We start from the raw sequence: 25067 nt of genomic DNA, 5'->3' as shown, positions 1-25067 counted from the left end.
GATAGTCGTAGCGTGGAGTGGTGACTTCACCAAACGACCTCCCCCGCACAGTCGGCGAGCTCAGGGCCTCCGGGCACCGCGAGCGCAGCGTCAAGGCCGAACTCCGGGAAAACCTGCTGGCGGCACTCGCATCGGGAGCTCCCGTCGACGAGGTGTGGCCGGGCATCCTCGGGTTCGAGGACACCGTCATCCCGCAGCTGGAGCGCGCACTGATCGCCGGCCACGACCTCGTTCTTCTGGGCGAACGTGGGCAGGGCAAGACGCGCCTGCTGCGCGCGCTGACCGGCCTGCTCGACGAGTGGACCCCCGTGATCGCCGGAGCCGAACTCGGTGAGCACCCGTACAGCCCGATCACCCCGGAGTCGATCCGCCGGGCCGCCGATTCCGGGGACGACCTGCCGGTGGCCTGGCGGCACCGCAGCGAGCGTTACACCGAGAAGTTGGCCACCCCCGACACCAGCGTGGCCGACCTGGTCGGCGACATCGACCCCATCAAGGTCGCCGAGGGTCGCAGTCTGGGGGACCCGGAGACCATCGCCTACGGACTGATTCCGCGTGCGCACCGCGGGATCGTGGCCGTCAACGAGCTTCCCGACCTGGCCGAGCGCATCCAGGTGGCCATGCTCAACGTGATGGAGGAGCGCGACATCCAGGTGCGTGGATACACGCTCAGGCTGCCCCTCGACGTACTCGTGGTGGCCAGTGCCAACCCCGAGGACTACACCAACCGCGGGCGCATCATCACGCCGCTGAAGGACAGGTTCGGCGCCGAGATCCGCACGCACTATCCGCTCGAGCTCGACGCCGAGGTCGGTGTCATCACCCAGGAAGCGCACCTGGCCGCGGAGGTGCCCGACTACCTGCTGCAGATCCTGGCCCGGTTCGCCCGCAGCCTGCGGGAGTCCAGCTCCATCGACCAGCGATCCGGGGTATCCGCCCGGTTCGCGATCGCGGCCGCGGAAACAGTGGCGGCGTCGGCGCGGCATCGCGCGGCGGTGCTCGGCGAGCAGGGCCCCGTGGCACGCGTGGTCGATCTCGCCTCTGTGATCGATGTGCTGCGAGGCAAGCTGGAGTTCGAGTCCGGTGAGGAAGGTCGCGAGCAGGCAGTGCTGGAGCATCTGCTGCGTCGCGCCACCGCCGAGACGGCCCAGCGGCTGCTCGGCGGCATCGACGTCGGGCCGATCGTCACCGCCGTGGAGAGCGGCTCGCCCGTCACCACCGGCGAGCGGGTGTCCGCACGCGAGGTGCTGGCGGCGGTCCCCGAAGTGCCCGCCGTCGCCGAGATCCAGCAGCGCGTCGGCGCGAAGTCCGAAGGGCAGCGCGCGGGCGCGATCGAGCTGGCGCTCGAGGCGCTGTACCTCGCCAAGAGGATCGACAAAGTCTCGGATCAGGGTGAAACAGTCTATGGTTAAACGCTTTTCGCGATACTCCCGCTACACCGGCGGGCCCGACCCGCTGGCTCCGCCCGTCGACCTGCGGGAGGCGCTGGAGGCGATCGGCCAGGACGTCATGGAGGGCACCTCGCCCCGGCGCGCGCTGTCGGAGATGCTGCGGCGCGGTACCCGGAACCTGCCGGGAGCCGACAAGCTCGCCGCCGAGGCGAACCGCCGCAGGCGGGAACTGTTGCAGCGCAACAACCTCGACGGCACGCTGGCCGACATCAAGAAGTTGCTGGACGAGGCGGTGCTCGCCGAACGCAAGGAGCTGGCCCGCGCGCTCGACGACGACGCCCGTTTCGGGGAGCTGCAGCTGGAGTCGCTGTCTCCGTCGCCGGCCAAAGCCGTCCAGGAGTTGTCCGAATACGACTGGCGCTCCCAGGAGGCGCGCGAAAAGTACGAGCAGATCAAGGATCTGCTCGGCCGCGAGATGCTCGATCAACGATTCGACGGCATGAAGCAGGCGCTGGAGAACGCCACCGACGAGGACCGTCAGCGCGTCAACGACATGCTCGACGACCTGAACGACCTACTCGACAAGCATCAAAGAGGAGAGGACTCCTCAGAAGATTTTCACGAGTTTATGGCCAAGCACGGCCAATTTTTCCCGGAGAACCCGAAGGACATCGACGAGCTGCTCGACTCGCTGGCCAAGCGGGCGGCCGCGGCGCAGCGATTCCGCAACAGCCTGAGCGAGCAGCAGCGCGCCGAGCTGGATTCGCTGGCGCAGCAGGCTTTCGGATCGCCGTCGCTGATGAACGCGCTCAATCGACTCGACGGCCATCTGCAGGCGGCCCGGCCGGGCGAAGACTGGGACGGCTCACAACGGTTCAGTGGCGATGACCCGCTCGGGATGGGCGAGGGAGCGCAGGCGCTCGCCGACATCTCCGAGCTGGAGCAGCTCGCCGAGCAGCTCTCGCAGAGCTATTCGGGCGCGACGATGGACGACGTCGATCTCGACATGCTGGCTCGCCAGCTCGGTGACGAGGCCGCCGTCGACGCCCGCACCCTGGCGGACCTGGAGCGGGCGCTGATGAACCAGGGGTTCCTCGACCGCGGCGCCGACGGCCAGTGGCGGCTGTCCCCGAAAGCCATGCGCCAGCTCGGCCAGGCGGCATTACGCGATGTGGCGCAACAGCTGTCGGGGAGGCACGGCGAGCGGGACACCCGACGTGCCGGGGCGGCCGGAGAGCTGACCGGCGCCACCCGCGCGTGGCAGTTCGGTGACACCGAGCCGTGGAACGTCACCCGAACTCTGACCAACGCAGTGCTGCGCCAAGCCGGGACGGGAGAGCAGGCCGGGCCGATACGCATGACGGTCGAAGACGTCGAGATCTCCGAAACCGAGACCCGCACCCAGGCCGCGGTGGCGCTGCTCGTCGACACGTCGTTCTCGATGGTGATGGAGAACCGCTGGCTGCCGATGAAGCGCACCGCACTCGCGCTCAGCCACCTCGTCAGCACACGGTTCCGGTCCGACGCGTTGCAGATCGTCGCCTTCGGTCGCTACGCCCGCACCGTGACCGCCGCCGAGCTGACCGGGCTGGAGGGCGTCTACGAACAGGGCACCAACCTGCATCACGCGCTGGCACTGGCGACCAGGCACCTGCGGCGCCATCCCAACGCCCAGCCGGTGATCCTCGTCGTCACCGACGGCGAGCCGACGGCGCACCTGGAGGATTTCGACGGAGACGGGTCGTCTTCTGTGTTCTTCGATTACCCGCCGCACCCCCGGACCATCGCCCACACCGTGCGCGGATTCGACGAGGTGGCGCGGATGGGTGCGCAGGTGACGATCTTCCGGTTGGGCAGCGATCCCGGACTGGCCCGATTCATCGATCAGGTGGCGCGCCGGGTCGGTGGTCGCGTTGTGGTGCCAGATCTCGACGGGTTGGGCGCCGCGGTAGTCGGTGACTATCTGAGCGCCAAGCGGCGGCGCTGACCGACCGCGTGTCAGTTGGCGGGCTTGCGCTTCTTGCGCTTGACGCCGACGCTGCCCCACAGCGAGAACCCGCTGATGCGGACGTGGGGTGCGCCGGGAGAGCCGCCATCGTCCACGCTCTGGTCGAAGGTGCCCATCACCGCAACACCGTGAACGTCGACGTTGACCTCCGGCGGCACCAGGATGGTCTGCCCACCCATGATCGAGTAGGAGCGGATCTCGACCTCGGGTGAGGTGAAGTCGGCGTAGCGCATGTCCACCACGCCGCCACCCCACAGCGCGAAGGTCGTGAGCCGGCGGGGCACATTCCACCGCCCGCGACGCTCGAAGCCGCTCAGTATCGCCAGCAGCAGAGTGGACGGCGCAGGCCGGCACGGACCGCTGCGGCCGCGCGTCACAGCGCCGGGCAGATCGGCCGAGAGCCGATCGAGTTCCTCATACGTCTGGGCGGCATACGCCCTGCTCAGGCGGTTCTCGAACTCCGTGAGACCGATGAATCCCGACGCCGCGGCGTCGGTGAGCAACTGCGCCACCTGGATCCGATCGGTATCGGCAGCGCGGATCGACCCGCTCCGGGAGGCGGGACTACTCATCGGGACCGCTGGCACTTCATTGATGGCTCCTCGCCCAAGGGCTCGTCGCTGCACACGCGTACATCGCCAACGAGCCTACGACGAACGTAGAGACATGCAAGGGGGTTGGCCAAACTGTGAGCTCGTCAGGCGATCCAATTGGGTGAGCGCTTCTCCAGGAAGGCCATCATTCCCTCGCGCGCCTCGGCAGAGACGAACAGGGCGGCCGACTCCTGCGTCAATTTCTCTGCGCGACGCTCGAAGTCGTCGATCAGAGCCGATGTCGTGAGGGCCTTCGACGCGGCCAGGCCCTGCGGCGACGCCTGGGCGATTGCCGACGTCAGGTCGGCCACCGTCGACGCCACGTCGTTGGTGGCGACGGTGACCAGCCCGATGTCCGCGGCCTCGGTCGCACCGAACTTCTCGCCGGTGACGAAGTAGCGGCCCGCGGCGCGTGCGGTCATCTTCGGCAGCAGTGTCAGCGAGATGATGGACGGCGCAACGCCGATCCGCGCCTCGGTGAGCGCGAAGGTGCTCGAGCTGCCCGCGACCGCGATGTCGCACGCACCGACCAGACCCAGCCCACCCGCGCGGACATGGCCGTCGATCGCGGCGATGACCGGCAGGCGCAGCTCCAGGATCCGCCGCAACAGCCGGGTCAGCTCACGGGCCCGGTCCGCGGCCAGATCCGTCGGGTCCCGGTCGGCGGCCTCACTGAGATCGGCGCCCGCGCAGAACGTCCCGCCGGTGTGGCCGAGAATCACCGCCCGGACGCCGTGGTCGGCAGACGCCCGGGTCAGGCCGTCGTGCAACTGCTCGACCAGTGCGGTGGACAGCGCATTGCGGTTGTGCGGGGAATCCAGGATGAGGCGTGCGGCAGCCCCGTCGCGCTCGTAACGGACCAGGGTGCTCATCAGCTCAGTCTCTTCTTCGCGCAAGCGCTCATCAGTACGACCGGGGGAGGCCCAGCGACGTCTGTGCCACGAAGTTGAGGATCATCTCGCGGCTCACCGGGGCGATGCGGGCCAGCCGCGACGCCGTCAGCATCGCGGCGACGCCGTACTCCTGCGTCAATCCGTTGCCGCCCAGCGATTGCACCGCCTGGTCGACGGCCCGCACCGATGCTTCGCCCGCCGCATACTTGGCCATGTTCGCGGCTTCCGCCGAACCCGCGTCGTCGCCGCCGTCGTACAGGGCCGCGGCCTTCTGCATCATCAGCTTGGCCAGTTCGATCTCGATGTGGTTCTGCGCCAACGGGTGCGACAGTCCCTGGTGTGCGCCGATCGGCGTCTTCCACACCTGGCGGGTCTTGACGTAGTCGACGGCCTTGTCCAGTGCGAAGCGTCCCACACCCACCGCGTTGGCCGCGCCCATGATGCGCTCCGGGTTCAGCCCCGCGAACAACTGGGCGATGGCGGCATCCTCGGTGCCCACGAGAGCATCGGCGGGCAGGCGCACCTCGTCGAGAAACACCTGGAACTGGAACTCGGGGCTGATGATCTCCATCGGGATCTTCGTGTAGGTCAAACCCGGTGCGTCGGTGGGCACCACGAACAGGGCCGGCCGCAGGTTTCCCGTCTTGGCCTCCTCCGTCCGTCCGACGACAAGGATGGCCTGAGCCTGATCGACACCCGAGATGTAGACCTTCTGCCCGGACAGGATCCAGTCGCTGCCGTCCCGCCGGGCGGTCGTGGTGATCCTGTGCGAGTTCGAACCGGCGTCGGGCTCGGTGATCGCGAACGCCATCGTCAACGACCCGTCGGCGATGCCGGGAATCCAGCGCCTCTTCTGGTCCTCGGTGCCGAATTTGGAGATGATCGTGCCGTTGATCGCCGGCGACACGACCATCATCAACAGCGACGAGCCTGCGGCGGCCATTTCCTCCATGACCAGGCTCAGCTCGTACATCCCGGCCCCGCCACCGCCGTACTCTTCGGGCAGGTTCACTCCGATGAAGCCGAGTTTGCCTGCCTCGGACCAGAGTTCGTCGGTGTGCTGTCCGGCGCGGGCCTTCTCCAGGTAGTAGTCCTGCCCGTAGTCGGCGGCCATCGCGGACACCGCCTTGCGCAGTGCCTGCTGTTCTTCGGTCTCGACGAAGCCGTTGGTCATGAGATGTCTCCTCCTACTTGTCCGCGTCCGCCGGGTTGTCCACCCGGGCGAGGATGGCGCCCACCTCGACCTGCTGGCCGGGTTCGACGTTGAGTTCGACGAGGATGCCGTCCGCGGGCGCGGTGATGGTGTGCTCCATCTTCATCGCCTCCAGCCAGACCAGCGGTTGGCCCGCTGTCACCGTGTCACCGACGGCCGCCCCCACGCGCAGCACGGAGCCCGGCATCGGCGCCAGCAGCGAGCCGTAGGCCAGCGCGGCGTCCGGGTCGGGGAAGCGGGACAGCGCGACCAGATGCACCGGAGCGCCGGGGGAGTCGACGTAGAGGTCGTCGCCGTAGGCGCTGATGTCGAACGGCCGGTCCACACCCCCGACGGTCAGGACCACGTGATCGGGCGTCGCGGAGACCACATCGACGCCCTCGTGGCCGTCGATGGTGACGCCGTCACGCGTGAAGCGGTAGCGGACCTCGTGGGTGCGGTCGTCGGCGTCCCGGTAGCTCTTGGTCTGGAAACCGGAAGCGACGTTCCGCCAGCCGCTCGGCACCGCGGCGAAAACCTTCGCGGTACCGCGGTTGTGCGCGGCTGTGGCCAGTGCCGCGGCGACCGCGCTCAGGGCCACCGCCTGCTCGTCACCGCCGGGGGCCGCAAGGTCGGCCAGGCCGTGGGTGTCGAAGAACGCTGTGTCGGTGGCGCCGTCGAGGAACGCCGGGTGACGCAAGAGGTTGACGAGCAGATCGCGGTTGGTGCGCACCCCGTGCAGGCGGGTACGGGTCAGCGCGTCCGCTAGCAGGGCAGCGGCCTGCCTGCGCGTTGGCGCGTAGGAGATGACCTTGGCGATCATCGGGTCGTAGAACACCGAGATGACCGAACCGTCGGTGACGCCTGAGTCCAGCCGTATCCCCGCGCGATCGATCAGGCCGAACTCTGTGACCGCGGTGGGCACGTCGAAGCGGTGTACGGCACCGGCCTGCGGCTGCCAGTTCTTCGCGGGGTCTTCGGCATAGAGCCTGGCCTCGATCGAGGCACCCCGCGGGTGCGGCGGCTGCGGATCGAGCGCGTCGCCGTCGGCGACAGCCAACTGCAGTTCGACCAGATCAAGGCCGCAGGTGAGTTCGGTGACGGGATGCTCCACCTGCAGGCGGGTGTTCATCTCCAGGAAGAAGAAGTCGCCCGCCGACTCACCCCGACCGGAGGCCATGAACTCGACCGTGCCGGCGCCGGTGTACCCGATCGCGGTCGCCGCCAGCCTGGCGGCCTCGAACAGCTTGTCCCGCATGCCGTCAGCGCGTTCGACGAGCGGTGACGGAGCCTCCTCGACGATCTTCTGGTGGCGGCGCTGGATCGAACACTCCCGCTCGCCCACCGCCCACACCGTTCCGTGCGCGTCGGCCATCACCTGGACTTCGACGTGGTGGCCGGCCTCGAGGTAGCGCTCGCAGAACACCGTGGGGTCACCGAATGCCGACTGTGCTTCCCGGCGCGCCGCGTCGACCTGCGTGGGCAGCTCACTCAGCTCACGGACCACGCGCATGCCCCGGCCGCCACCGCCTGCCGAGGCCTTGATCAGCACGGGCAGCATGCCGGCGGTCACGGTGTCGGGGTCGAGCTCTTCGAGCACGGGCACGCCGGCGGCCGACATGATCTTCTTGGCCTCGATCTTGGAGCCCATCGCTGCCACGGCGGCCACCGGCGGTCCGATCCAGGTCAGGCCCGCCTCCTGCACCGCGGCGGCGAACTCCGGGTTCTCCGAGAGGAATCCGTAGCCGGGGTGCACGGCATCGGCGCCCGCCGCCTCGGCCGCGGCGATGAGCTGGGCGGCATCGAGGTAGCCCCGCGTGCCGTCCAGCCGCACGCGCGCGTCGGCCTCGGCGACGTGGGGGGCGTGCGCGTCGGGGTCGGTGTACACCGCGACGGTGCCGATGCCCAGTCGGCGGCAGGTGGCGAACACCCGGCGGGCGATCTCGCCGCGGTTGGCGACCAGCACTCGGGTGATCATGACGTTCCCCCCGCGGTTTCGGCGTGATGTGGGTCGCGCGGCGGTAAGCACGCCGTGTTCGCAGACACGGCGCTCACATCCGGAAGACGCCGAAGTTCGACGTCCCCTTGATCGGGCCATTGGCGATGGCGGACAAACACATTCCCAGGACGGTGCGGGTGTCACGTGGATCGATCACCCCGTCGTCGTAGAGACGGCCCGACAGGAACGTCGGCAACGATTCGGCTTCGATCTGTGCTTCGACGGCCGCGCGTAGAGCGGCATCGGCGGCCTCGTCGACCTGCTGACCGCGGGCCTCGGCGGCGGCTCGGCTGACGATCGACAGCACGCCGGCCAACTGCGTACCGCCCATGACGGCGGACTTGGCGCTCGGCCAGGCGAACAGGAACCGGGGGTCGTAGGCACGACCGCACATCCCGTAATGGCCGGCGCCATAGGAGGCGCCGATGAGCAGCGAGATGTGCGGAACGGTGGAATTGGAGACGGCGTTGATCATCATCGAGCCGTGCTTGATCATCCCGCCTTCCTCGTAATCCTTTCCGACCATGTAGCCGGTGGTGTTGTGCAGGAACAACAGTGGCGTATCAGACCGGTTGGCCAGCTGGATGAACTGGGTGGCCTTCTGGGACTCCTGGCTGAACAGCACACCGCGGGCATTGGCCAGGATGCCCAGCGGGTAGCCGTGCAGGTTCGCCCAGCCGGTCACCAGCGAGCCGCCGTAGAGCGGTTTGAATTCGTCGAACTCGGAGCCGTCGACGATGCGTGCGATCACCTCGCGTGGATCGAACGGAATGCGCAGATCGGGTGGCACGATGCCGATCAACTCGTTCTCGTCGAACAGCGGAGCGGTGAACGGCCTGGGTGCGGGTCCCAACTTCTGCCAGTTCAGCCTGCTGACGATGCGTCGGCCTATCCGCAGGGCGTCGAGTTCGTCGACGGCGTAGTAGTCGGCGAGACCCGAAGTGCGGGCGTGCATCTCGGCGCCGCCCAGCGACTCGTCGTCGGATTCCTCGCCGGTGGCCATCTTCACCAGGGGCGGGCCGGCCAGGAACACCTTCGAGCGTTCCTTGATCATCACGACGTGGTCGGACATGCCGGGGATGTAGGCTCCGCCGGCGGTCGAGTTGCCGAACACGAGTGCGATGGTGGGGATGCCTGCCGCCGAAAGCCGGGTCAGGTCGCGGAACATCTGCCCGCCCGGGATGAAGATCTCCTTCTGCGTCGGCAGGTCGGCGCCACCGGACTCGACCAGCGAGATCACCGGAAGACGGTTCTGCAACGCGATCTGGTTGGCGCGCAGGATCTTCCGCAAGGTCCAGGGATTGCTGGTGCCACCCTTGACCGTGGGGTCGTTGGCGACGAGCAGGCACTCCACGCCGCTGACAGCGCCGATTCCGGTGACCACGCTGGCGCCGACGGTGAAATCGGTGCCCCAGGCGGCCAGCGGGCTCAGCTCGAGGAACGGTGCATCAGGATCGAGCAGCGCCTCGATCCGTTCACGTGCGGTCATCTTGCCGCGGGCGTGGTGGCGCGCCACATACTTCTCGCCACCGCCGGCGAGCGCTTTGGCGTGCTCGGCGTCCAACTCCATGATCTTGACCGCCATCGCCTGGGCGGCGTCGGTGTAGGCAGGGGAGCGGGTGTCCACCGCGGATCGCAGTGTCATGCCTGAAATCCCAGCGTCTTCGCGGCAAGCGAGGTGAGTATTTCGGTGGTGCCGCCGCCGATGCCGAGAATGCGCATGTCCCGGTACTGACGCTCCACTTCGGACTCGGCCATGTAGCCCATGCCGCCGAACAACTGCACGGCCTGGTTGGCCACCCACTCACCGGCTTCGACGGCGGTGTTCTTGGCGAAGCACACCTCGGTGATCAGGTTCGTGTCACCGGCTATCTGCCGCTCCACCAGAGCTCGCGTGTAGACCCGGGCGACGTCGATGCGGCGTGCCATCTCGGCCAGCGTGTTCTGCACCGACTGGCGTGCGATCAGCGGCTTGCCGAACGTCTCGCGGTTGCGGCACCAGTCCACGGTCAGGTCCAGGCAGCGCTGCGCACTCGAATACGCCTGTGCGGCCAGGCCGACGCGTTCGGAGACGAACGCCCCGGCGATCTGGAGGAAGCCGGTGTTCTCGACGCCCACCAGGTTCTCGACCGGCACCCGGACGTCGGTGTAGGACAGCTCCGCGGTATCGGAGGAGCGCCAGCCCATCTTGTCCAGCTTGCGGCTGATCTCGAATCCCGGGGTGCCCTTGTCGACGACGATCAACGACACCCCGCCTGCGCCGGGGCCGCCGGTGCGGGCGGCGGTGACGACGTAGTCGGCGCGGACCCCGGAGGTGATGTAGGTCTTGGCACCGTTGAGGACGAAGTGGTCGCCTTCGCGTCCCGAAACCAGCTCAGCGCGGGTGGTGAGGTGCCCGACGTCTGAACCGCCGCCGGGTTCGGTGATCGCCAGTGAACCGATCTTCTCGCCGGCCAGAGTCGGCCGAACATAGGTGTCGATGAGCCGCTGGTCGCCCGAGGCGATCATGTGGGGGACCGCGATGCCGCAGGTGAACAGCGACGCGAAGACTCCGCCGGGAGCTCCCGACTGGTGCATCTCCTCGCAGATGATGACGGCGTCGGCGCCGTCGCCACCGTCGCCGCCGGCCGACTCCGGGAACCCCGCCCCGAGCAGCCCCGCTTTCGCGGCTTTACGGTGCAGTTCGCGGGGCAGTTCGCCGATGCGCTCCCAGTCGTCGACATGGGGGAGCACTTCGCGTTCGGCGAACGCGCGCACCGTCTTTCGGAGGTCCTCGCGCTCGGGGGTGGTCCAGATGCTCGCCGAATTACTCATGCAGCAGCTCCTCGGGTATGTCGACATGCCGGCTTCGTAGCCATTCGCCAAGACCCTTGGCCTGTGGGTCGAATCGGGCGTGGTAGGCCACCCCTTTGCCGAGTATCCCGTCGATGACGAAGTTCACGGCACGCAGGTTGGGCAGGACGTGGCGGGTCACGGGAAGCTCGGCTGCCTCGGGGAGCAGCTGGCGCAGCTTCTCGACCGTCAGTGTGTGGACGAGCCAGGACCACTGATCGTCTGCTGTGTCTCCCGCCGATGCGCCGGCCCCGGCGCGCACCCAGACGCCGACGTTGGCGCTGCCGCCCTTGTCCCCGCTGCGGGCGCCGGCAATGGTGCCCAAGGGCACACGCCGCGTGGGGCCGAACTCCCGGCCGGCCGGCAGGGCAGGCTGCGGAAGCTCGGCCAGCACCGTGGTCTGCGTAGGTGCGGGAATGTCGCTGCGGGTCCCGTCGGCGTGTACCGCGACATGCGAGACCTGGTCGGCCGGCACGAACGCGGCGGTGAACACTCCGTAGATCTGCTCGTCCCCCGGCGGCGCCGTACTGGTGAATCCCGGGTAACTCGACAGAGCCAATTCGACTGCGGCTGAGGAGAACTGCCGGCCAACGGTGTTGGGATCGGTGTCGCGGACCACGCATCGCAGCAGTGCGCTGGCTGTCTGCTCGGTGTCGGCGTCGTCGTGGTCGGTGCGCGCCAGCGTCCACTCCAGCTCGTCGGGCCTGACCGTCAGGCTGGTCTCCAGTTGGTGCCGCACCAACTGGGCCTTCGCCTCGATGTCCAGTCCGGTCAACACGAAGGTGACCTCGTTGCGGAATCCTCCGAGGCTGTTGAGCGAGACCTTCCACGTCGGCGGTGGGGGTTCGCCTTCGGCGCCGCTGATCCGGACGCGGTCGGCACCGTCGTCGGACAGCTCGATGGTGTCCACGCGCAGGGTGGCGTCGGGGTTGGCGTACCGCGCACCGCCGATCTCGTAGAGCAGCTGTGCGGTGACCGTGTCCACCGTGACGGCGCCGTCGGTGCCCGGGTGCTTGGTGATCACCGAGGTGCCGTCGTCGTGGATTTCGGCGATAGGGAAGCCGGGATGCGTCAACGTCGTCAGGTCGGGGAAGTCACGAGCGAAGAATGCATAGTTCCCGCCGGTGGCCTGCGTGCCGCATTCGATGACGTGCCCAGCGGCCACGGCGCCAGCGATGCGATCGAAATCTCCAGGCTGCCAACCAAAATGGGCGGCCGCGGGTCCGACGATCACCGACGCGTCGGTGACGCGGCCCGTGATGACGATGTCGGCACCGGAGTTGAGGCAGTCGACGATGCCCCACGCGCCGAGGTAGGCGTTGGCGGTCAGCGGGTTGCCCAGCCCCAGCGCTTCGGCGCGCGGCAGGAGGTCGTCGCCTTCGACATGCGCCACCGCCACAGGGATCCCGAGTGTGTCGGCCAGGGTGCGGACGGCGTCGGCAAGGCCTGCGGGATTCAGCCCGCCGGCATTGGTGACGATGCGGACGTTGCGTTCCCTGGCCAGGCCGAGGCAGTCCTCGAGCTGGCGCAGGAATGTCTTGGCGTAACCCCGGTCGGGATTCTTCATCCGGTCGCGACCGAGGATGAGCATCGTGAGCTCGGCAAGGTAGTCGCCGGTGAGGTAGTCCAGCTCGCCGCCGGTGAGCATCTCGCGCATGGCGGACAGGCGGTCACCGTAGAAGCCTGAGCAGTTGCCGATGCGGACCGGCCCGCGAACCGGTGCGGCACCCGATGACGTCACCCACACTCCGTTCGTCTGCCCCGTCGACCAACCAACCAACCGGTAGGTTACTGGGTACCGTCGGTACCGAGTCAAGACCTCGGGCGGCCGTGTCGGAGGGCGATGGCGTCGACGAAGCCCCGGAGGCTGCGTGAGCTCTTTGCGGCGCACGCAATGGACGGCTGATCTCCGGCGTTTGGAGCCCACCAGGCCCAGCGGCTATCCTGGTCACCAATTGCCAGCGTCCGGCCTGTTCAGGTCCGCAGGCAGTGCCAACTCAGATTCACCCGATAGATGGAGAGCTCGATCATGGCTGTGCCGAAGCGCAGGATGTCGCGTGCGAACACCCGTAGCCGCCGCGCGCAGTGGAAGGCCACCGCTACCGGCCTCGTCGGCGTCACCGTCGCAGGTCAGCAGCGCAAGGTGCCGCGCAGGCTGCTCAAGGCCGCTCGCCTCGGCCTGATCGACCTCGACCGCCGCTGACTCTGGCGGCAACTCGCCGATCCGGCGGCGCGCCTCTCAGCCCTCTCTCAGACACTGAGGTGAGACTGTCCCCGTGCGCATACTTGTCGTTGATGACGATCGCGCGGTGCGCGAATCCCTGCGCCGGTCGCTGTCGTTCAATGGATACTCCGTCGAGCTGGCCCAGGACGGTCGTGAAGCGCTCGATCTGATCGCCACTGCCCGGCCCGATGCCCTCGTGCTCGATGTGATGATGCCGAGGTTGGACGGGCTGGAGGTGTGCCGTCAGCTTCGCAGCACCGGTGACGACCTCCCGATCCTGGTGCTGACCGCGCGTGACTCGGTATCGGAGCGGGTCGCGGGATTGGATGCCGGGGCCGATGACTACCTGCCCAAGCCGTTCGCTCTGGAGGAACTGCTGGCGCGGATGCGTGCCCTGCTGCGACGCACCAACCCCCTCGAAGGGGATGCCGACTCCGCCGCGATGACCTTCTCGGATCTGTCCCTGGACCCGGTGACACGTGAGGTGACCCGGGGCGAGCGGTCGATCAGCCTGACGCGCACGGAGTTCTCGTTGCTCGAGATGCTGATCGCCAACCCGCGTCGGGTGCTGACCCGCAGCAGGATCCTCGAAGAGGTGTGGGGCTTCGACTTTCCGACGTCGGGCAACGCCTTGGAGGTCTACGTCGGCTATCTGCGTCGAAAGACGGAAGCCGAAGGAGAGCCGCGGCTGATCCACACCGTCCGAGGTGTGGGTTACGTGCTGCGTGAGACTCCGCCCTGATGTCGGCTCCCACCACGGGCCCGTGGCCGTCGGGCCCGGGCCTGGCCCGCCCGGCCAGCTCCGTGTCGTTGCGATGGCGGGTGATGCTGCTCGCGATGTCGATGGTGGTCATCTCCGTGGTGTTGATGGCCGTTGCGGTGTACGCGGTGGTATCCCGGGCGCTCTACGACGACATCGACAACCAGCTGCGTACCCGGGCCCAGATGCTCATCGAGAGTGGCTCGTTGGACGCCGATCCGGGCAAGGCCATCGAGGGCACCGCCTACTCGGACATGAACGCGATGTTCTACATCCCCGGACGCACCAAGTACACCGCCAACCAGAAGGGGCAGACGCTGCCGGTCGGCGGACCGGAGCAGCAGGTGATGGACGGAACGCTGCTGTTGTCGCTGCGTACCGTCGACCACCAGCGGGTGCTGGCGGTGCACCTGTCGGGCGGCAACACCCTGCTTCTGTCGAAGAGTCTGGCACCCACCGGAAAGGTGCTCAAACGGCTAGGCACGGTGCTGCTGATCGTCGGTGGGATCGGGGTGGCGGTGGCCGCGATTGCCGGCGGCATGGTCGCCAGCGCGGGTCTGCGGCCTGTTGCCCGGCTCACCCGGGCGGCCGAACGGGTGGCGCGCACCGATGACCTCCGTCCGATTCCCGTCTTCGGCAACGACGAATTGGCCCGTCTCACCGAAGCTTTCAACATGATGTTGCGGGCGCTCGCCGAATCGCGCGAACGCCAGGCGCGTCTGGTGGCCGACGCGGGTCACGAGCTGCGAACTCCGCTGACGTCCATGCGCACCAATGTGGAATTGCTGATGGAGTCGATGAAACCGGGGGCGCGCAGGATTCCCGACGAGGACATGGCCGAACTGCGCACCGATGTGATCGCACAGATCGAGGAGCTTTCGACGCTGGTGGGCGACCTGGTGGACCTGACCCGCGAGGAGGCGGGGAACGCGGTTCACGAGACGGTCGAGATGTCTGAGGTCATCGAACGATCGCTCGAGCGGGTTCGTCGGCGCCGCAACGACATCGAGTTCGATGTCTCGATCAGTCCGTGGCAGGTCTATGGCGACGCCGCCGGTCTGGGCCGCGCCGTGCTCAACCTGCTCGACAACGCGGCGAAGTGGAGCCCACCTGGGGCCAACGTCGGAGTCCGGCTCCGGCAGGTCGATTCTCAGCACGCGGAGCTGGTGGTGTCCGATCACGGGCCCGGGATCCCGCCCCACGAGCGAGATCTCGTGTTCGAACGGTTCTTCCGGTCCACATCGGCGCGTGCGATGCCGGGTTCGGGGCTCGGTCTGGCGATCGTCAAACAGGTGGTACTCAAGCACGGCGGCACCCTGCGTGTCGAGCAGACCGTTTCCGGAGGTGAGCCGCCGGGAACCGCGATGCACGTGCTGTTACCCGGTCGCCCGTCCGTCGGCTTCGTCCACCCTGAGGACGGGGACCCGACACGCTGAACCGCTTCGTGCGGGTGACGTGGGTCACCGGCGAGGATGGTCGAGGTGGACGTGTGCGGGATGTGGTCGAAATTTGTCGCAACGGCAATCGATCTCTAAGGCGATTCTCAGTACGTTTGGGCACGCTGAGGCTGCAACGTTCGTTGTTGTCAGTGAACAGACCGACTCGAAGGAAGAGCACCGCAGCGATATGACCAACGACCCGAGGTACTCGCCGAACCCGCAGCAGGGTCGCCAGTCCGGATATCCCGGGCAGGTGCCGTCCGGCCCCGTCGGGCCGGCACGGTCAGGATCGTATGACCAGCACGGTGGTAACGGCTGGGACTGGCGCTATGCGACAGAGCAACAGCGGCAGGCCTTTCGGGCGCAGTACGACCCGTACCAGGGCGCTCCGATGCCTACCGGCCCCGGCCAGTATCCGCGCCCCGGTATGCCGCCCGCTGCCCGTCCTGCGCCGCGGAAGCGTTCGCGCGCATCGGCTTTGACCGCGGGAGCGGTGGCTGTGGCGATCGTCTCCGCCGGCGTCGGCGGAGGGGTCGCGCTACTGGTCCACCCGGATCACAACATGACCGGCTACAGCGCGTCCGGTGCCGCGCCGAGCGTGCCCGCGGCAAGCGTCCCGTCCGGTTCCGTCGAAGCCGTCGCCACCAAGGTGGTGCCCAGTGTGGTGAAGCTCGAAGTCAACCAGGGCCGGGCCTCCGAAGAGGGCTCCGGCGTGATCCTCTCGACCGACGGGCTGATCCTGACGAACAACCACGTCGTGGCCACCGCCGCGGGAACGCCGGAGGGTCGCGCGGGGGCGCCGGAGACGAAGGTGACGTTCGCGAACGGTAAATCGACGACGTTCACGGTGGTCGGTACCGACCCCGGGAGCGACATCGCCGTGGTCCGCGCCGAGAACGTCTCGGGCCTGACTCCGATCACCGTGGGATCGTCGGCAGATCTGCGCGTCGGCCAGGACGTGGTGGCCATCGGTTCACCCCTCGGGCTGGAGGGCACCGTGACCACCGGCATCGTCAGCGCCCTCAACCGCCCGGTGGCTGCCGGCGGCGACGCGCAGAACCAGAACACGGTGCTCGACGCCATTCAGACCGATGCGGCCATCAACCCGGGTAACTCCGGCGGCGCACTGGTGAACATGAACGGTGAGCTGGTCGGCATCAACTCGGCGATCGCCACGATGGGAGCAGACGCGGGCGGCCAGCAGGGAGGGTCGATCGGCCTCGGCTTCGCGATTCCGGTCGATCAGGCCAAGCGGATCGCCGACGAGCTGATCCAGACGGGCACCGCGTCGCGGGCCTCGCTGGGGGTCCAGGTCGGCAACGAGGCGGGCATCGACGGCGCCAAGATCGTCGAGGTGACCGCCGGAAGCGCGGCGTCGGCAGCAGGGCTGCCCGGCGGTGTCGTCGTCACCAAGATCGATGACCGCGTGATCGGCAGCGCCGACGCGTTGGTCGCGGCCGTCCGGTCCAAGGCGCCGGGGGACAAGGTGACGCTGACCTACATGGATGCGGCGGGCAAGCCGCAGACGGTGGAGGTCACGCTCGGCAAGGCCAGCCAGTGAGGCTGTCCGCCGGCGAGGATCGCCCCGACCTGCGTGTGGCTGCACCGATGTCCGTACCGAGATATACGGTTGAGGTCATGGAACAGCCTCACGTGTTGGTCGGTCGAGCTCTGGTCGTCGTGGTCGATGACCGCACGGCCCATGGCGACGAGGAGGACCACAGTGGTCCGCTGGTCACCGAGCTGCTCGGCGAGGCCGGATTCGTTGTCGACGGGGTCGTGGTGGTCTCCTCGGACGAGGTGGAGATTCGCAACGCGCTGAACACCGCGGTCATCGGCGGGGTCGACCTGGTGGTGTCGGTCGGTGGCACGGGTGTGACCCCCCGCGACGTCACCCCCGAATCCACCCTTGATCTTCTCGACCGCGAGCTCCTGGGCATCGCCGAGGCGCTGCGCTCGTCCGGTCTGTCTGCCGGAATCATCGATGCCGGGGTGTCCCGCGGATTGGCCGGCATCTCCGGCAGCACGTTGGTGGTGAATCTGGCCGGATCCCGCGCCGCCGTCCGCGACGGCATGGCGACACTGGGTCCGCTGGCCGCGCAGGTGATCGCGCAGCTATCCAGTTTGGATATCTAAGCGAGTTGCACTTGCAGGAACGAGTTCAGAAACGGGCGGGTTGGGCATTCCCAACCCGCCCGAACTCGTCGTTTCCGATTTCCGCGTCACCTGCAGTGTTAATTGCAGGTGAACAGAACGTGCCGCCAGATTGTGATGTTGATCACACCGGGATCGCGCTGTGACGCACTCTTCCGATCGTCCGCGAGACCTAGTTAACAGGGTCTTCGGTGAGGCGTTCCCCGAGGTATCGAGCGACGAACGCGAGCCGATCTCTCCCGAGGACGAAGCCGACCGCGATCGGTGGCTGCGCGACAACGTTCCGCCCCACCACGACTGACCTGGATATTCCCAGGGGCACCAGCAGGTGCATTCCGTAACGGCTGTGTCGCGCAGAACGAACAACTCGGTGCGGGGTCACGATCTGCGACGTTTTCCACGACCACACCCCGTCGTCGCGCAGAAGGGCTCGGGAGACGTTCGGGGAAACTTCAGCAAATGACGCGGCACAGTGTGGCCTTCATGACACCACCGAGGCCACGCGTTGCCGGTCTGATGCCTCCCCGTTATGTTCCTCGTGTCAACGATGAGTGAATCGTAAGAACGACATGTGGGATTTCTAATTCCACTCACATGAAGCTCTTGCGAGGTGTGTGGTGTAGCGGTAGAGCCAGGCACGAACCTTCGAGACTCCAGGACGGGGTCTCGTACGACAAGCTAGGGAGAACATGAAGGTAATCAGTCGGGTGCTGATTGCGATGGTGGCGTCCATCGCGGCTCTGTTCGTGAGCACTGGCACCTCAAATGCAGGGCTGGACAATGAGCTGAGTGTCGTGGACGGCCAGGGCCGCACGCTGACCGTTCAGCAGTGGGACACCTTCCTCAACGGTGTGTTCCCGCTCGATCGCAACCGGCTGACCCGCGAGTGGTTCCACTCCGGTAAGGCGACCTACATCGTGGCCGGTGAGGGTGCCGACGATTTCGAGGGCACGCTGGAGCTGGGTTACCAGGTCGGCTTCCCGTGGTCGCTGGGTGTGGGCATCAACTTCAGCTACACCACCCCCAACATCGCCTACGACGGTTTCGCGTTCGCTCCGACCGGTGACCCCGACTTCGGCTTCTTCAACAGCGTCGTGACGCCGCCGCTGTTCCCCGGTGTCTCGATCTCGGCGGACCTGGGTAACGGTCCCGGTATCCAGGAAGTCGCGACCTTCTCGGTGGACGTGGCCGGCCCGGGTGGTTCGGTGGTCGTGTCCAACGCCCACGGCACCGTGACCGGTGCTGCCGGTGGTGTGCTGCTGCGTCCGTTCGCCCGGCTGATCTCCTCGACCGGCGACAGCGTCAGCACCTACGGCGCCCCGTGGAACATGAACTGACCTCTCGGTCTTGACGATTGCCCCCGGCCGGCTTCCGGCCCGGGGGGCAATCACCAACTCGCACAACCTTTTTCTGCCAGGCGTCCGGCACCACTACTTCGATCTCTAGGGACATCATGAAGACAATCAGTCGGGTGCTGATCGCGATGATCGCATCCATCGCGGCTCTGTTCGCGAGCACAGGCACCTCAAATGCAGGGCTGGACAACGAGCTGAGCGTGGTGGACGGCCAGGGCCGCACGCTGACGGTTCAGCAGTGGGACACCTTCCTCAACGGTGTGTTCCCGCTCGATCGCAACCGGCTGACCCGCGAGTGGTTCCACTCCGGCAAGGCGACCTACATCGTGGCCGGTGAGGGTGCCGACGACTTCGAGGGCACGCTGGAGCTGGGTTACCAGGTCGGCTTCCCGTGGTCGCTGGGTGTGGGCATCAACTTCAGCTACACCACCCCCAACATCGCGTTCGACGGTTTCGCCTTCGACAACACCTTCGTCGACCCCGACCTGGGCTTCGGCAACGCCATCGTGACGCCGCCGCTGTTCCCCGGTGTCTCGATCTCGGCGGACCTGGGTAACGGTCCCGGTATCCAGGAAGTCGCGACCTTCTCGGTGGACGTGGCCGGCCCGGGTGGTTCGGTGGTCGTGTCCAACGCCCACGGCACCGTGACCGGTGCTGCCGGTGGTGTGCTGCTGCGTCCGTTCGCCCGGTTGATCTCCTCGACCGGCGACAGCGTCAGCACCTACGGCGCCCCGTGGAACATGAACTGATCACGTAGCTTCACAAGAAACGGCCCCCGGCATCATGCCGGGGGCCGTTTCTCATGGAGCACACATGAATTCACTCGTCAGCGTGATCCTGCACCTTGCCCACATGCTTACCCGACGTGCCATCGGTGGTGTTCTCGCGGAGCATGTCGCGGATCTCGGTCAGCAACGTCAACTCCGTCTCGGTCGACGCCACCTTGGCATCACGCTCTTTGATCTTCTTGAACGGCACGACGATCACGAAGTAGATCACCGCGGCCACGATGACGAAGTTGATCGCGGCGGACAGAACGGCGTTGAGGTCCACGAACTGATCACCGCCCAGGGGAATGCGCAGGATTCCGTATTCTCTGCCCGGCCCCGCACCGACGCGGTCGACCAACGGTTGGACGACATTCTGCGTGAACGCGGTCACCAGTCCGGTGAATGCGGCGCCGACGACGACCGCGACGGCCAGGTCGATCACGTTGCCCCGCGAGATGAAGTCTTTGAAGCCTTTCAGCATTGCCGTGCCTCCTTTTCTTCAGCGTGTACTGCCAGGGAAACGAACTTAGCGCTTGCGCCGCGCGCCGGGAACCGAGATCTGTGCATCGGTAACGCGCCAGCGCATGCGTGGACGCCCGCATCTGCGGACGCCCATGCAGCCAAAGAATGCCGAAAGGCTCTGATAGATAGTGCATTTCGGTATGCTGGGGAGCGCGGGGCGATACGTCGCCGGATGTGGAATCGGTGGGTACCGACCCGGGTGTCCAACCTCGGTGCCGACTGGGTGCAACGGTGTCGAAATGGCACTTAAAGAATCTCTGTCAGGACACACACAGATGATTGCTAGCTGATACGCTGTTGGAGCCTGAAAAAACGTACTCGTGACACTTGTGTCCGCCTATCAAAGGGGAATGCTGATGGCTAAGCACGCCAAAGCGTCCGCTCGTAGTTCGAAGAAGCTTGGTGCCTTGGGCTTGGGCTCGTGCGCCGTGGCTGCAGCATTCGCCGGACTGGGCAGTGGAACCGCCAACGCCGACATCAATGAGGTCGGACCAGGACCGACTGTGACGAGCCGGCAGGCTTCACAGAACTCGGTCATCCGCATCAACGACTTCGGCGTCGCACGCGGCATCTCCGAGGCCCGCGTCGGTGACGCGGGCGAGATCAGCGCCTTCGGTGAAGTCCGCGACACCACCAAGGCCGTCGTGGGCACCACGGCTTCGGCCTTCGAGGGCGCATACCCGGTCGGTCCTGCCATCGGCGACTGGTGATCTGAATTCGCATTGCCGCCCCCGGGGAGATCCCCGGGGGCGCTTTGTTTTTCAGGGTGCTGGCACTCGAGCGCGGCTCAGTGCAACGTGATCGTGACGGCTTGGACGAGGGCGGCCCCGGCCACCACCTTCGCGGCCGCAGCAGGTAGCGCCACCAGCACGACGCGGCCGTTACGAGCACCCAGTCCGCTGTCCTTGGCCGACACCAGAATCACGACGGCATCGGTGGCGATGAGCCTGGCCTCGGTCGACTCGTCCGACGGCGCGGAGACGATGTCGACCACATCTCCCGGCCGGAGCAGGTCCATCAGCGCGGCATCGGCCAAGGGGATCGGCACGATCCGTGCGTCGGGCCCTGCGGCGGAATCCGCGAGACGCGGGCCCAAGACGCGCACGTCGGTGAGGACCTCCCCGCGCCGGGCCGGACCGGCCAGGGTGCTGCCGACGACGGCGTCGACACGGGTGTGCGCTCCCTCCGGAACGGCGGGCACCGCCCGAGCCTCCACCGACACGTCGGCAGTGGTGAGTTCGATCCCGGGCGCGAGGTCGCGCACGGTCACCACGACATCTGAGTACTCGGTTCTCGGGTCGCCGCGCCAGGCCGCAACGGCGGCCAGAATGACGAGGCCACCAGCGAGGGCTCGACGCGCCGTCGGCGTTCGGGACCAGTCGGGCCTCAACGCACGGCGGAGGCGATCGAGCACCGACGGGTCGAGCGCATTCCCCATGCGATCACGCTAGGCAGCGGGCCGCGGCCGAGTCTGCCGTCGATTCAAAGGCTGTGGATAACTCCGCCGAATCAGTTGGATGCCGCGGCGGCGGGCGCCGAGGAGCTCGACTTGTCCGAAGAACTCGACTTGTCCGAGGAGCCGGACTTCGCCGAGGAGCTCGACTTGTCCGAGGAACTCGACGAATCCGACGAGGACGAGGAGTCCGAACTGCCGGAGCTGCTGGAGCTGCTGGCGCTGGAGCTCTTTCCGGATTCCCGGCTGTCGGTGCGGTAGAACCCGCTGCCCTTGAAAACGACGCCGACCTTGCCGAATACCTTGCGCAGCCGTCCCTCACATTTCGGGCATTCGGTCAACGCGTCATCGGTGAACGCCTGCACCACGTCGAACTTGTTGCTGCATTCGGTGCACGCATAGGAATAGGTGGGCACGCAAACCTCCGAGGTGGTCCAAAACTGCTTAGCACTCTACCGACTCAAGTGCTAGAACCGCCAGCTGGCCTGCCTCATTCCCGCCGCCGTCCGGCGTTCACCCGCCCGTTGCGAGCCCACCGCCGAGCGCGACCAATCCACGCCGCGGCGTCAGAGCATGGGTCATCGGCACATCGTGCGGTTCGGACGGCAGGTGCTCGACCAGCTCGTCGTCGCGGATCACTGCAATCAGCAGCGCCGCCGGATCGGCCCGCGGCAGGGTCCTGTCGTAATAGCCGGCGCCACGGCCCAGTCGTGCGCCGCCGCGGTCCACCGCCAGTGCCGGGATCACGATCATCGAGGCGTCGTGCACGGCGTCGGCAGGTAGCCGCGGCGGCGGTGGTTCCCGCAGACCGAACGGTGCCGCGACGAGTTCGCCGGGCGTGTACCGCCCCCACTCCAACGGCCGGGGAGTGCCGTCGGGGTCTTCACGCGCAACCGGGAGGAGGACGGTGACTTTGCCCGACACCAGCGCGTCGATCATGGCGATCGTGCCCGGTTCTGAGCCGACCGGGACGTAGGCGCAGACCGTTCCGCCCGGCGCGGCCAGCGCGCCGAGATGACGGGCCAGCGCGGCGGCTTCGTGTTGCCGTGTTTGCTGACTCGCCGAACGGCGGGCGGCGAGGATTTCGGCACGTAGATCCGATTTCGTCAAGGTCACCGCGTAGTCCTCATAAGGCCGGGTAAGAAAGGAACAACCGACTACGAGAGGTTAGTGTGTGAACGATGAATCGGCCTGAAGTTCCCATGCCGTACACCGCGATAGTCCCCGCGGCCGGTCTGGGAACGCGTTTTCTGCCTGCCACCAAAACGGTGCCGAAAGAGTTGCTGCCGGTGGTCGACACGCCGGGTATCGAGCTGGTGGCCGCCGAGGCTGCCGAGGCCGGCGCCCAGCGGCTGATCATCATCACCTCCGAAGGCAAGGACGGCGTCGTTGCCCACTTCGTCGAGGACCTGGTTCTCGAAGGCACCCTCGAGGCGCGGGGCAAGAACGCGATGCTCGAGAAGGTCCGCCGGGCGCCCGCGCTGATCAAGGTCGAGTCCGTCGTCCAGGCCGAGCCCCTCGGTCTCGGGCACGCCGTCGGCTGTGTCGAAGCCAGTCTGGCGCCGGACGAGGATGCGGTCGCGGTGCTGCTGCCGGATGATCTCGTGCTTCCCACCGGAGTGCTGGAGACCATGTCGAAGGTTCGAGCCAAGCGCGGCGGCACAGTGCTGTGCGCCATCGAGGTCGACCGGGAAGACATCAGCGCCTATGGCGTCTTCGACGTCGAGGTGGTGCCCGATGCCGTCAACCCGAACGTGCTCAAAGTCAAGGGCATGGTGGAGAAGCCCAAGGCGGAGGACGCGCCGTCGCTCTTCGCCGCGGCGGGCCGCTACATCCTCGACCGGGCCATCTTCGACGCTCTCAAGCGAATTCCGCGTGGCGCCGGAGGCGAGCTGCAGCTCACCGACGCGATCGCGCTGTTGATCGAGGAAGGCCATCCGGTGCACGTGGTGGTGCATCGCGGATCTCGACACGACCTGGGAAATCCCGGGGGCTACCTGAAGGCTGCGGTTGACTTTGCGTTGGAGCGGGACGACTACGGGCCTGAACTACGCCGGTGGTTGACCGAGCGGCTGGGTCTCGCTCCGGCGACGACCGAGCACTAGCGGCTGCACGACCGAGCGCAGCCGCGTCGAAGGCGGCCGGCGCCAGCCGTTTCAACGGAAAGTGAGGCGTGCTGTGCGTTCGGTGGAGGAGCAGCAGGCACGGGTCGCCGCTGCCGCGGTGGCGCCGCGGCCGGTTCGGGTGGCGATCGCCGAGTCCCAGGGCCTGATGTGCGCCGAGGAAGTGGTGACCGAGCGGCCGCTGCCCGGATTCGATCAGGCGGCAATCGACGGCTACGCGGTGCGCAGTGTCGACGTGCTCGGCATCGGCGGCTCGGCCGGGGACGCCGACGACGGCGATGGCGAGTCCGGCCGCGACGAGCGTCCACGGGATATCAGCCTGCCGGTGATGGGTCTCATCGAGGCAGGTGCACGTACGCCGAGCCGACTGCAGCCGCGCCAGGCCGCGCGGGTGCAGACGGGCGCGCCGATGCCCACTCTCGCCGACGCGGTGCTGCCGCTGCGGTGGACCGACGGCGGTGAGTCACGGGTCAGGGTGTTGCGCGGGGTCCGGTCGGGCGCCTATGTGCGCCGTACCGGTGACGACGTGCAGCCGGGTGACGTCGCAGTGCGGGCGGGCACGATCATCGGAGCGGCACAGGTGGGTCTGCTCGCCGCGGTGGGCCGCGAGCGCGTGCTGGTGCACCCGCGGCCGCGGTTGTCGGTGCTCAGCGTCGGGGGCGAGCTGGTCGACATCTCCCGCACGCCGGGCAACGGGCAGGTCTACGACGTCAACTCCTATGCGCTGGCCGCTGCAGGACGGGACGCCGGTGCCGAGGTGAACCGCGTCGGCATCGTCTCCACCGATCCCAAGCAGCTACGCGAAGCCGTCGAGGGTCAGCTCAGCCGCTCCGAGGTCATCGTGATCGCGGGTGCTGTCGGAGGGGCCGCCGCGGAAGGAGTGCGTTCGGTGCTGGCCCAGCTCGGCGACATGGAGGTCACGCGTATCGCCATGCACCCCGGCTCGGTGCAGGGCTTCGGCCAGCTGGGTCCCGACGGGGTACCGGTCTTCCTGCTTCCGGCGAATCCCGTGAGCGCACTGGTGGTGTTCGAGGTGATGGTCCGGCCGCTGGTCCGTCTCTCTCTCGGCAAGCGGCAGGCGACGCGCCGCATCGTGTCGGCGCGCACGCTGTCACCGATCAGCTCGGTGGTCGGGCGCAAAGGATTCCTGCGCGGCCAGCTGATGCGCGACCAGGACACGGGGGAGTACCTGGTGCAGGCGCTCGGTGGCGCGGCGGGAACGTCGTCGCACCTGCTGGCCACGCTGGCCGAGGCAAACTGTCTGGTCATCGTTCCGAGCGAGGCGGAACAGATCCGTACGGGTGAGGTCGTCGACGTCGCATTCCTGGCGCAGCGCGGCTGATCGCAGAATTGCCGCCG

The 25067-nt window shown here is 67.4% G+C and carries 23 protein-coding genes; 12 read left to right on the top strand and 11 right to left on the bottom strand.

Annotated features, from left to right (window positions below; translation table 11 throughout):
• Positions 1 to 20 precede the first annotated feature (20 nt).
• Together EL337_RS22735 and EL337_RS22730 are read left to right on the top strand one after the other, a co-directional pair.
• Complete coding sequence (locus EL337_RS22735; RefSeq protein ID WP_048632973.1) at positions 21 to 1412, top strand: magnesium chelatase ATPase subunit I; 1392 nt, start codon at positions 21 to 23, stop codon at positions 1410 to 1412.
• Positions 1405 to 3378 carry a VWA domain-containing protein gene (locus EL337_RS22730; protein WP_048632816.1) on the top strand — a complete coding sequence of 658 codons (1974 nt, stop codon included), beginning with the start codon at positions 1405 to 1407 and terminating at the stop codon, positions 3376 to 3378. The genes EL337_RS22735 and EL337_RS22730 overlap by 8 nt, the downstream gene beginning before the upstream one ends.
• A gap of 11 nt (positions 3379 to 3389) precedes the next feature.
• On the opposite strand, the gene EL337_RS22725 is transcribed toward EL337_RS22730, so the two are convergent.
• The 7 genes from EL337_RS22725 to EL337_RS22695 form a co-directional block, all read right to left on the bottom strand.
• Entirely contained in the window at positions 3390 to 3971 is a 582-nt protein-coding gene (locus EL337_RS22725; RefSeq protein WP_048632817.1) for a DUF1707 SHOCT-like domain-containing protein, read from the bottom strand.
• 125 nt (positions 3972 to 4096) lie between these two features.
• The gene (locus tag EL337_RS22720; protein WP_048632818.1) at positions 4097 to 4864 is read right to left on the bottom strand and encodes an enoyl-CoA hydratase family protein; all 768 of its coding nucleotides are present in this window, start codon (positions 4862 to 4864) and stop codon (positions 4097 to 4099) included.
• A 31-nt stretch (positions 4865 to 4895) separates the two neighbouring features.
• On the bottom strand, positions 4896 to 6059 hold the full coding sequence (locus tag EL337_RS22715) for an acyl-CoA dehydrogenase family protein (protein ID WP_048632819.1): 1164 nt from the start codon (positions 6057 to 6059) through the stop codon (positions 4896 to 4898).
• Between the two features lie 13 nt (positions 6060 to 6072).
• The gene (locus EL337_RS22710; protein ID WP_048632820.1) at positions 6073 to 8055 is read right to left on the bottom strand and encodes an ATP-binding protein; all 1983 of its coding nucleotides are present in this window, start codon (positions 8053 to 8055) and stop codon (positions 6073 to 6075) included.
• 73 nt (positions 8056 to 8128) lie between these two features.
• The gene (locus tag EL337_RS22705) at positions 8129 to 9721 is read right to left on the bottom strand and encodes an acyl-CoA carboxylase subunit beta (RefSeq protein ID WP_048632821.1); all 1593 of its coding nucleotides are present in this window, start codon (positions 9719 to 9721) and stop codon (positions 8129 to 8131) included.
• Entirely contained in the window at positions 9718 to 10890 is a 1173-nt protein-coding gene (locus tag EL337_RS22700; RefSeq protein WP_048632822.1) for an acyl-CoA dehydrogenase family protein, read from the bottom strand. The genes EL337_RS22705 and EL337_RS22700 overlap by 4 nt, the downstream gene beginning before the upstream one ends.
• Complete coding sequence (locus EL337_RS22695) at positions 10883 to 12565, bottom strand: acyclic terpene utilization AtuA family protein (protein WP_232786819.1); 1683 nt, start codon at positions 12563 to 12565, stop codon at positions 10883 to 10885. The genes EL337_RS22700 and EL337_RS22695 overlap by 8 nt, the downstream gene beginning before the upstream one ends.
• A 372-nt stretch (positions 12566 to 12937) precedes the next feature.
• On the opposite strand from EL337_RS22695, the gene rpmF reads away from it, so the two are divergent.
• The 7 genes from rpmF (at position 12938) to EL337_RS22660 (ending at position 19589) form a co-directional block, all read left to right on the top strand.
• Complete coding sequence (rpmF, locus tag EL337_RS22690; protein ID WP_048632975.1) at positions 12938 to 13111, top strand: 50S ribosomal protein L32; 174 nt, start codon at positions 12938 to 12940, stop codon at positions 13109 to 13111.
• A 73-nt stretch (positions 13112 to 13184) separates the two neighbouring features.
• Entirely contained in the window at positions 13185 to 13874 is a 690-nt protein-coding gene (locus tag EL337_RS22685) for a response regulator transcription factor (RefSeq protein WP_048632823.1), read from the top strand.
• Positions 13874 to 15328, top strand: coding sequence for a HAMP domain-containing sensor histidine kinase (locus EL337_RS22680; RefSeq protein WP_048632824.1), 1455 nt, complete (start codon positions 13874 to 13876; stop codon positions 15326 to 15328). The genes EL337_RS22685 and EL337_RS22680 overlap by 1 nt, the downstream gene beginning before the upstream one ends.
• 190 nt (positions 15329 to 15518) lie before the next feature.
• Positions 15519 to 16892: a S1C family serine protease gene (locus EL337_RS22675; protein WP_048632825.1), complete on the top strand. Its 1374-nt coding sequence runs from the start codon at positions 15519 to 15521 to the stop codon at positions 16890 to 16892.
• Between the two features lie 29 nt (positions 16893 to 16921).
• Complete coding sequence (locus tag EL337_RS22670) at positions 16922 to 17467, top strand: MogA/MoaB family molybdenum cofactor biosynthesis protein (protein ID WP_197724291.1); 546 nt, start codon at positions 16922 to 16924, stop codon at positions 17465 to 17467.
• Positions 17468 to 18174: 707 nt separating this feature from the next.
• Positions 18175 to 18822 carry a porin MspA gene (locus EL337_RS22665; protein ID WP_126316654.1) on the top strand — a complete coding sequence of 216 codons (648 nt, stop codon included), beginning with the start codon at positions 18175 to 18177 and terminating at the stop codon, positions 18820 to 18822.
• A gap of 116 nt (positions 18823 to 18938) precedes the next feature.
• Positions 18939 to 19589: a porin MspA gene (locus tag EL337_RS22660; RefSeq protein ID WP_126316652.1), complete on the top strand. Its 651-nt coding sequence runs from the start codon at positions 18939 to 18941 to the stop codon at positions 19587 to 19589.
• A gap of 70 nt (positions 19590 to 19659) precedes the next feature.
• Here EL337_RS22660 and mscL read toward each other — a convergent pair whose 3' ends face one another.
• On the bottom strand, positions 19660 to 20091 hold the full coding sequence (mscL, locus tag EL337_RS22655) for a large-conductance mechanosensitive channel protein MscL (RefSeq protein ID WP_048632828.1): 432 nt from the start codon (positions 20089 to 20091) through the stop codon (positions 19660 to 19662).
• A 397-nt stretch (positions 20092 to 20488) separates the two neighbouring features.
• Here mscL and EL337_RS22650 point away from each other — a divergent pair, with 397 nt between their 5' ends.
• Positions 20489 to 20842 (top strand): hypothetical protein, encoded by a 354-nt coding sequence (locus EL337_RS22650; protein WP_048632976.1) that lies wholly within the window; start codon positions 20489 to 20491, stop codon positions 20840 to 20842.
• 77 nt (positions 20843 to 20919) lie between these two features.
• On the opposite strand, the gene EL337_RS22645 is transcribed toward EL337_RS22650, so the two are convergent.
• The 3 genes from EL337_RS22645 to EL337_RS22635 all read right to left on the bottom strand — a co-directional run bounded on the left by EL337_RS22645 (position 20920) and on the right by EL337_RS22635 (position 22701).
• Positions 20920 to 21570 (bottom strand): SAF domain-containing protein, encoded by a 651-nt coding sequence (locus tag EL337_RS22645; protein WP_048632829.1) that lies wholly within the window; start codon positions 21568 to 21570, stop codon positions 20920 to 20922.
• Positions 21571 to 21641: 71 nt separating this feature from the next.
• Positions 21642 to 22001, bottom strand: coding sequence for an FmdB family zinc ribbon protein (locus EL337_RS22640; protein ID WP_083443094.1), 360 nt, complete (start codon positions 21999 to 22001; stop codon positions 21642 to 21644).
• Between the two features lie 97 nt (positions 22002 to 22098).
• Positions 22099 to 22701 carry a 5-formyltetrahydrofolate cyclo-ligase gene (locus tag EL337_RS22635; protein ID WP_048632831.1) on the bottom strand — a complete coding sequence of 201 codons (603 nt, stop codon included), beginning with the start codon at positions 22699 to 22701 and terminating at the stop codon, positions 22099 to 22101.
• A gap of 65 nt (positions 22702 to 22766) precedes the next feature.
• Between EL337_RS22635 and EL337_RS22630 the strand changes: the two genes are divergently transcribed.
• A complete protein-coding gene (locus tag EL337_RS22630; protein ID WP_048632832.1) occupies positions 22767 to 23690 on the top strand; it encodes a UTP--glucose-1-phosphate uridylyltransferase in 924 nt (307 codons plus the stop codon).
• Between the two features lie 73 nt (positions 23691 to 23763).
• Complete coding sequence (glp, locus tag EL337_RS22625; protein WP_048632833.1) at positions 23764 to 25050, top strand: molybdotransferase-like divisome protein Glp; 1287 nt, start codon at positions 23764 to 23766, stop codon at positions 25048 to 25050.
• Positions 25051 to 25067 lie beyond the last annotated feature (17 nt).

The organism is Mycolicibacterium aurum (genome assembly GCF_900637195.1).
Taxonomy (GTDB): domain Bacteria; phylum Actinomycetota; class Actinomycetes; order Mycobacteriales; family Mycobacteriaceae; genus Mycobacterium; species Mycobacterium aurum.
The sequence above is the reverse complement of the archived record's forward strand: the minus strand, read 5'-3'. Positions and strand labels throughout refer to the sequence as shown.

Excerpts from the sequence above, each read along its gene's own strand:
- EL337_RS22700 (WP_048632822.1), bottom strand. The coding sequence starts at position 10,890 with ATGAGTAATTCGGCGAGCATCTGGACCACCCCCGAGCGCGAGGACCTC.
- EL337_RS22630 (WP_048632832.1), top strand. The coding sequence starts at position 22,767 with ATGAATCGGCCTGAAGTTCCCATGCCGTACACCGCGATAGTCCCCGCG.
- EL337_RS22645 (WP_048632829.1), bottom strand. The coding sequence starts at position 21,570 with ATGGGGAATGCGCTCGACCCGTCGGTGCTCGATCGCCTCCGCCGTGCG.
- EL337_RS22705 (WP_048632821.1), bottom strand. The coding sequence starts at position 9,721 with ATGACACTGCGATCCGCGGTGGACACCCGCTCCCCTGCCTACACCGAC.
- EL337_RS22730 (WP_048632816.1), top strand. The coding sequence starts at position 1,405 with ATGGTTAAACGCTTTTCGCGATACTCCCGCTACACCGGCGGGCCCGAC.
- rpmF (WP_048632975.1), top strand. The coding sequence starts at position 12,938 with ATGGCTGTGCCGAAGCGCAGGATGTCGCGTGCGAACACCCGTAGCCGC.
- mscL (WP_048632828.1), bottom strand. The coding sequence starts at position 20,091 with ATGCTGAAAGGCTTCAAAGACTTCATCTCGCGGGGCAACGTGATCGAC.
- EL337_RS22650 (WP_048632976.1), top strand. The coding sequence starts at position 20,489 with ATGGCTAAGCACGCCAAAGCGTCCGCTCGTAGTTCGAAGAAGCTTGGT.
- EL337_RS22715 (WP_048632819.1), bottom strand. The coding sequence starts at position 6,059 with ATGACCAACGGCTTCGTCGAGACCGAAGAACAGCAGGCACTGCGCAAG.
- EL337_RS22665 (WP_126316654.1), top strand. The coding sequence starts at position 18,175 with ATGAAGGTAATCAGTCGGGTGCTGATTGCGATGGTGGCGTCCATCGCG.
- EL337_RS22695 (WP_232786819.1), bottom strand. The coding sequence starts at position 12,565 with ATGCGCGAGATGCTCACCGGCGGCGAGCTGGACTACCTCACCGGCGAC.
- EL337_RS22675 (WP_048632825.1), top strand. The coding sequence starts at position 15,519 with ATGACCAACGACCCGAGGTACTCGCCGAACCCGCAGCAGGGTCGCCAG.
- EL337_RS22680 (WP_048632824.1), top strand. The coding sequence starts at position 13,874 with ATGTCGGCTCCCACCACGGGCCCGTGGCCGTCGGGCCCGGGCCTGGCC.
- EL337_RS22725 (WP_048632817.1), bottom strand. The coding sequence starts at position 3,971 with ATGAGTAGTCCCGCCTCCCGGAGCGGGTCGATCCGCGCTGCCGATACC.
- EL337_RS22710 (WP_048632820.1), bottom strand. The coding sequence starts at position 8,055 with ATGATCACCCGAGTGCTGGTCGCCAACCGCGGCGAGATCGCCCGCCGG.
- EL337_RS22720 (WP_048632818.1), bottom strand. The coding sequence starts at position 4,864 with ATGAGCACCCTGGTCCGTTACGAGCGCGACGGGGCTGCCGCACGCCTC.
- EL337_RS22660 (WP_126316652.1), top strand. The coding sequence starts at position 18,939 with ATGAAGACAATCAGTCGGGTGCTGATCGCGATGATCGCATCCATCGCG.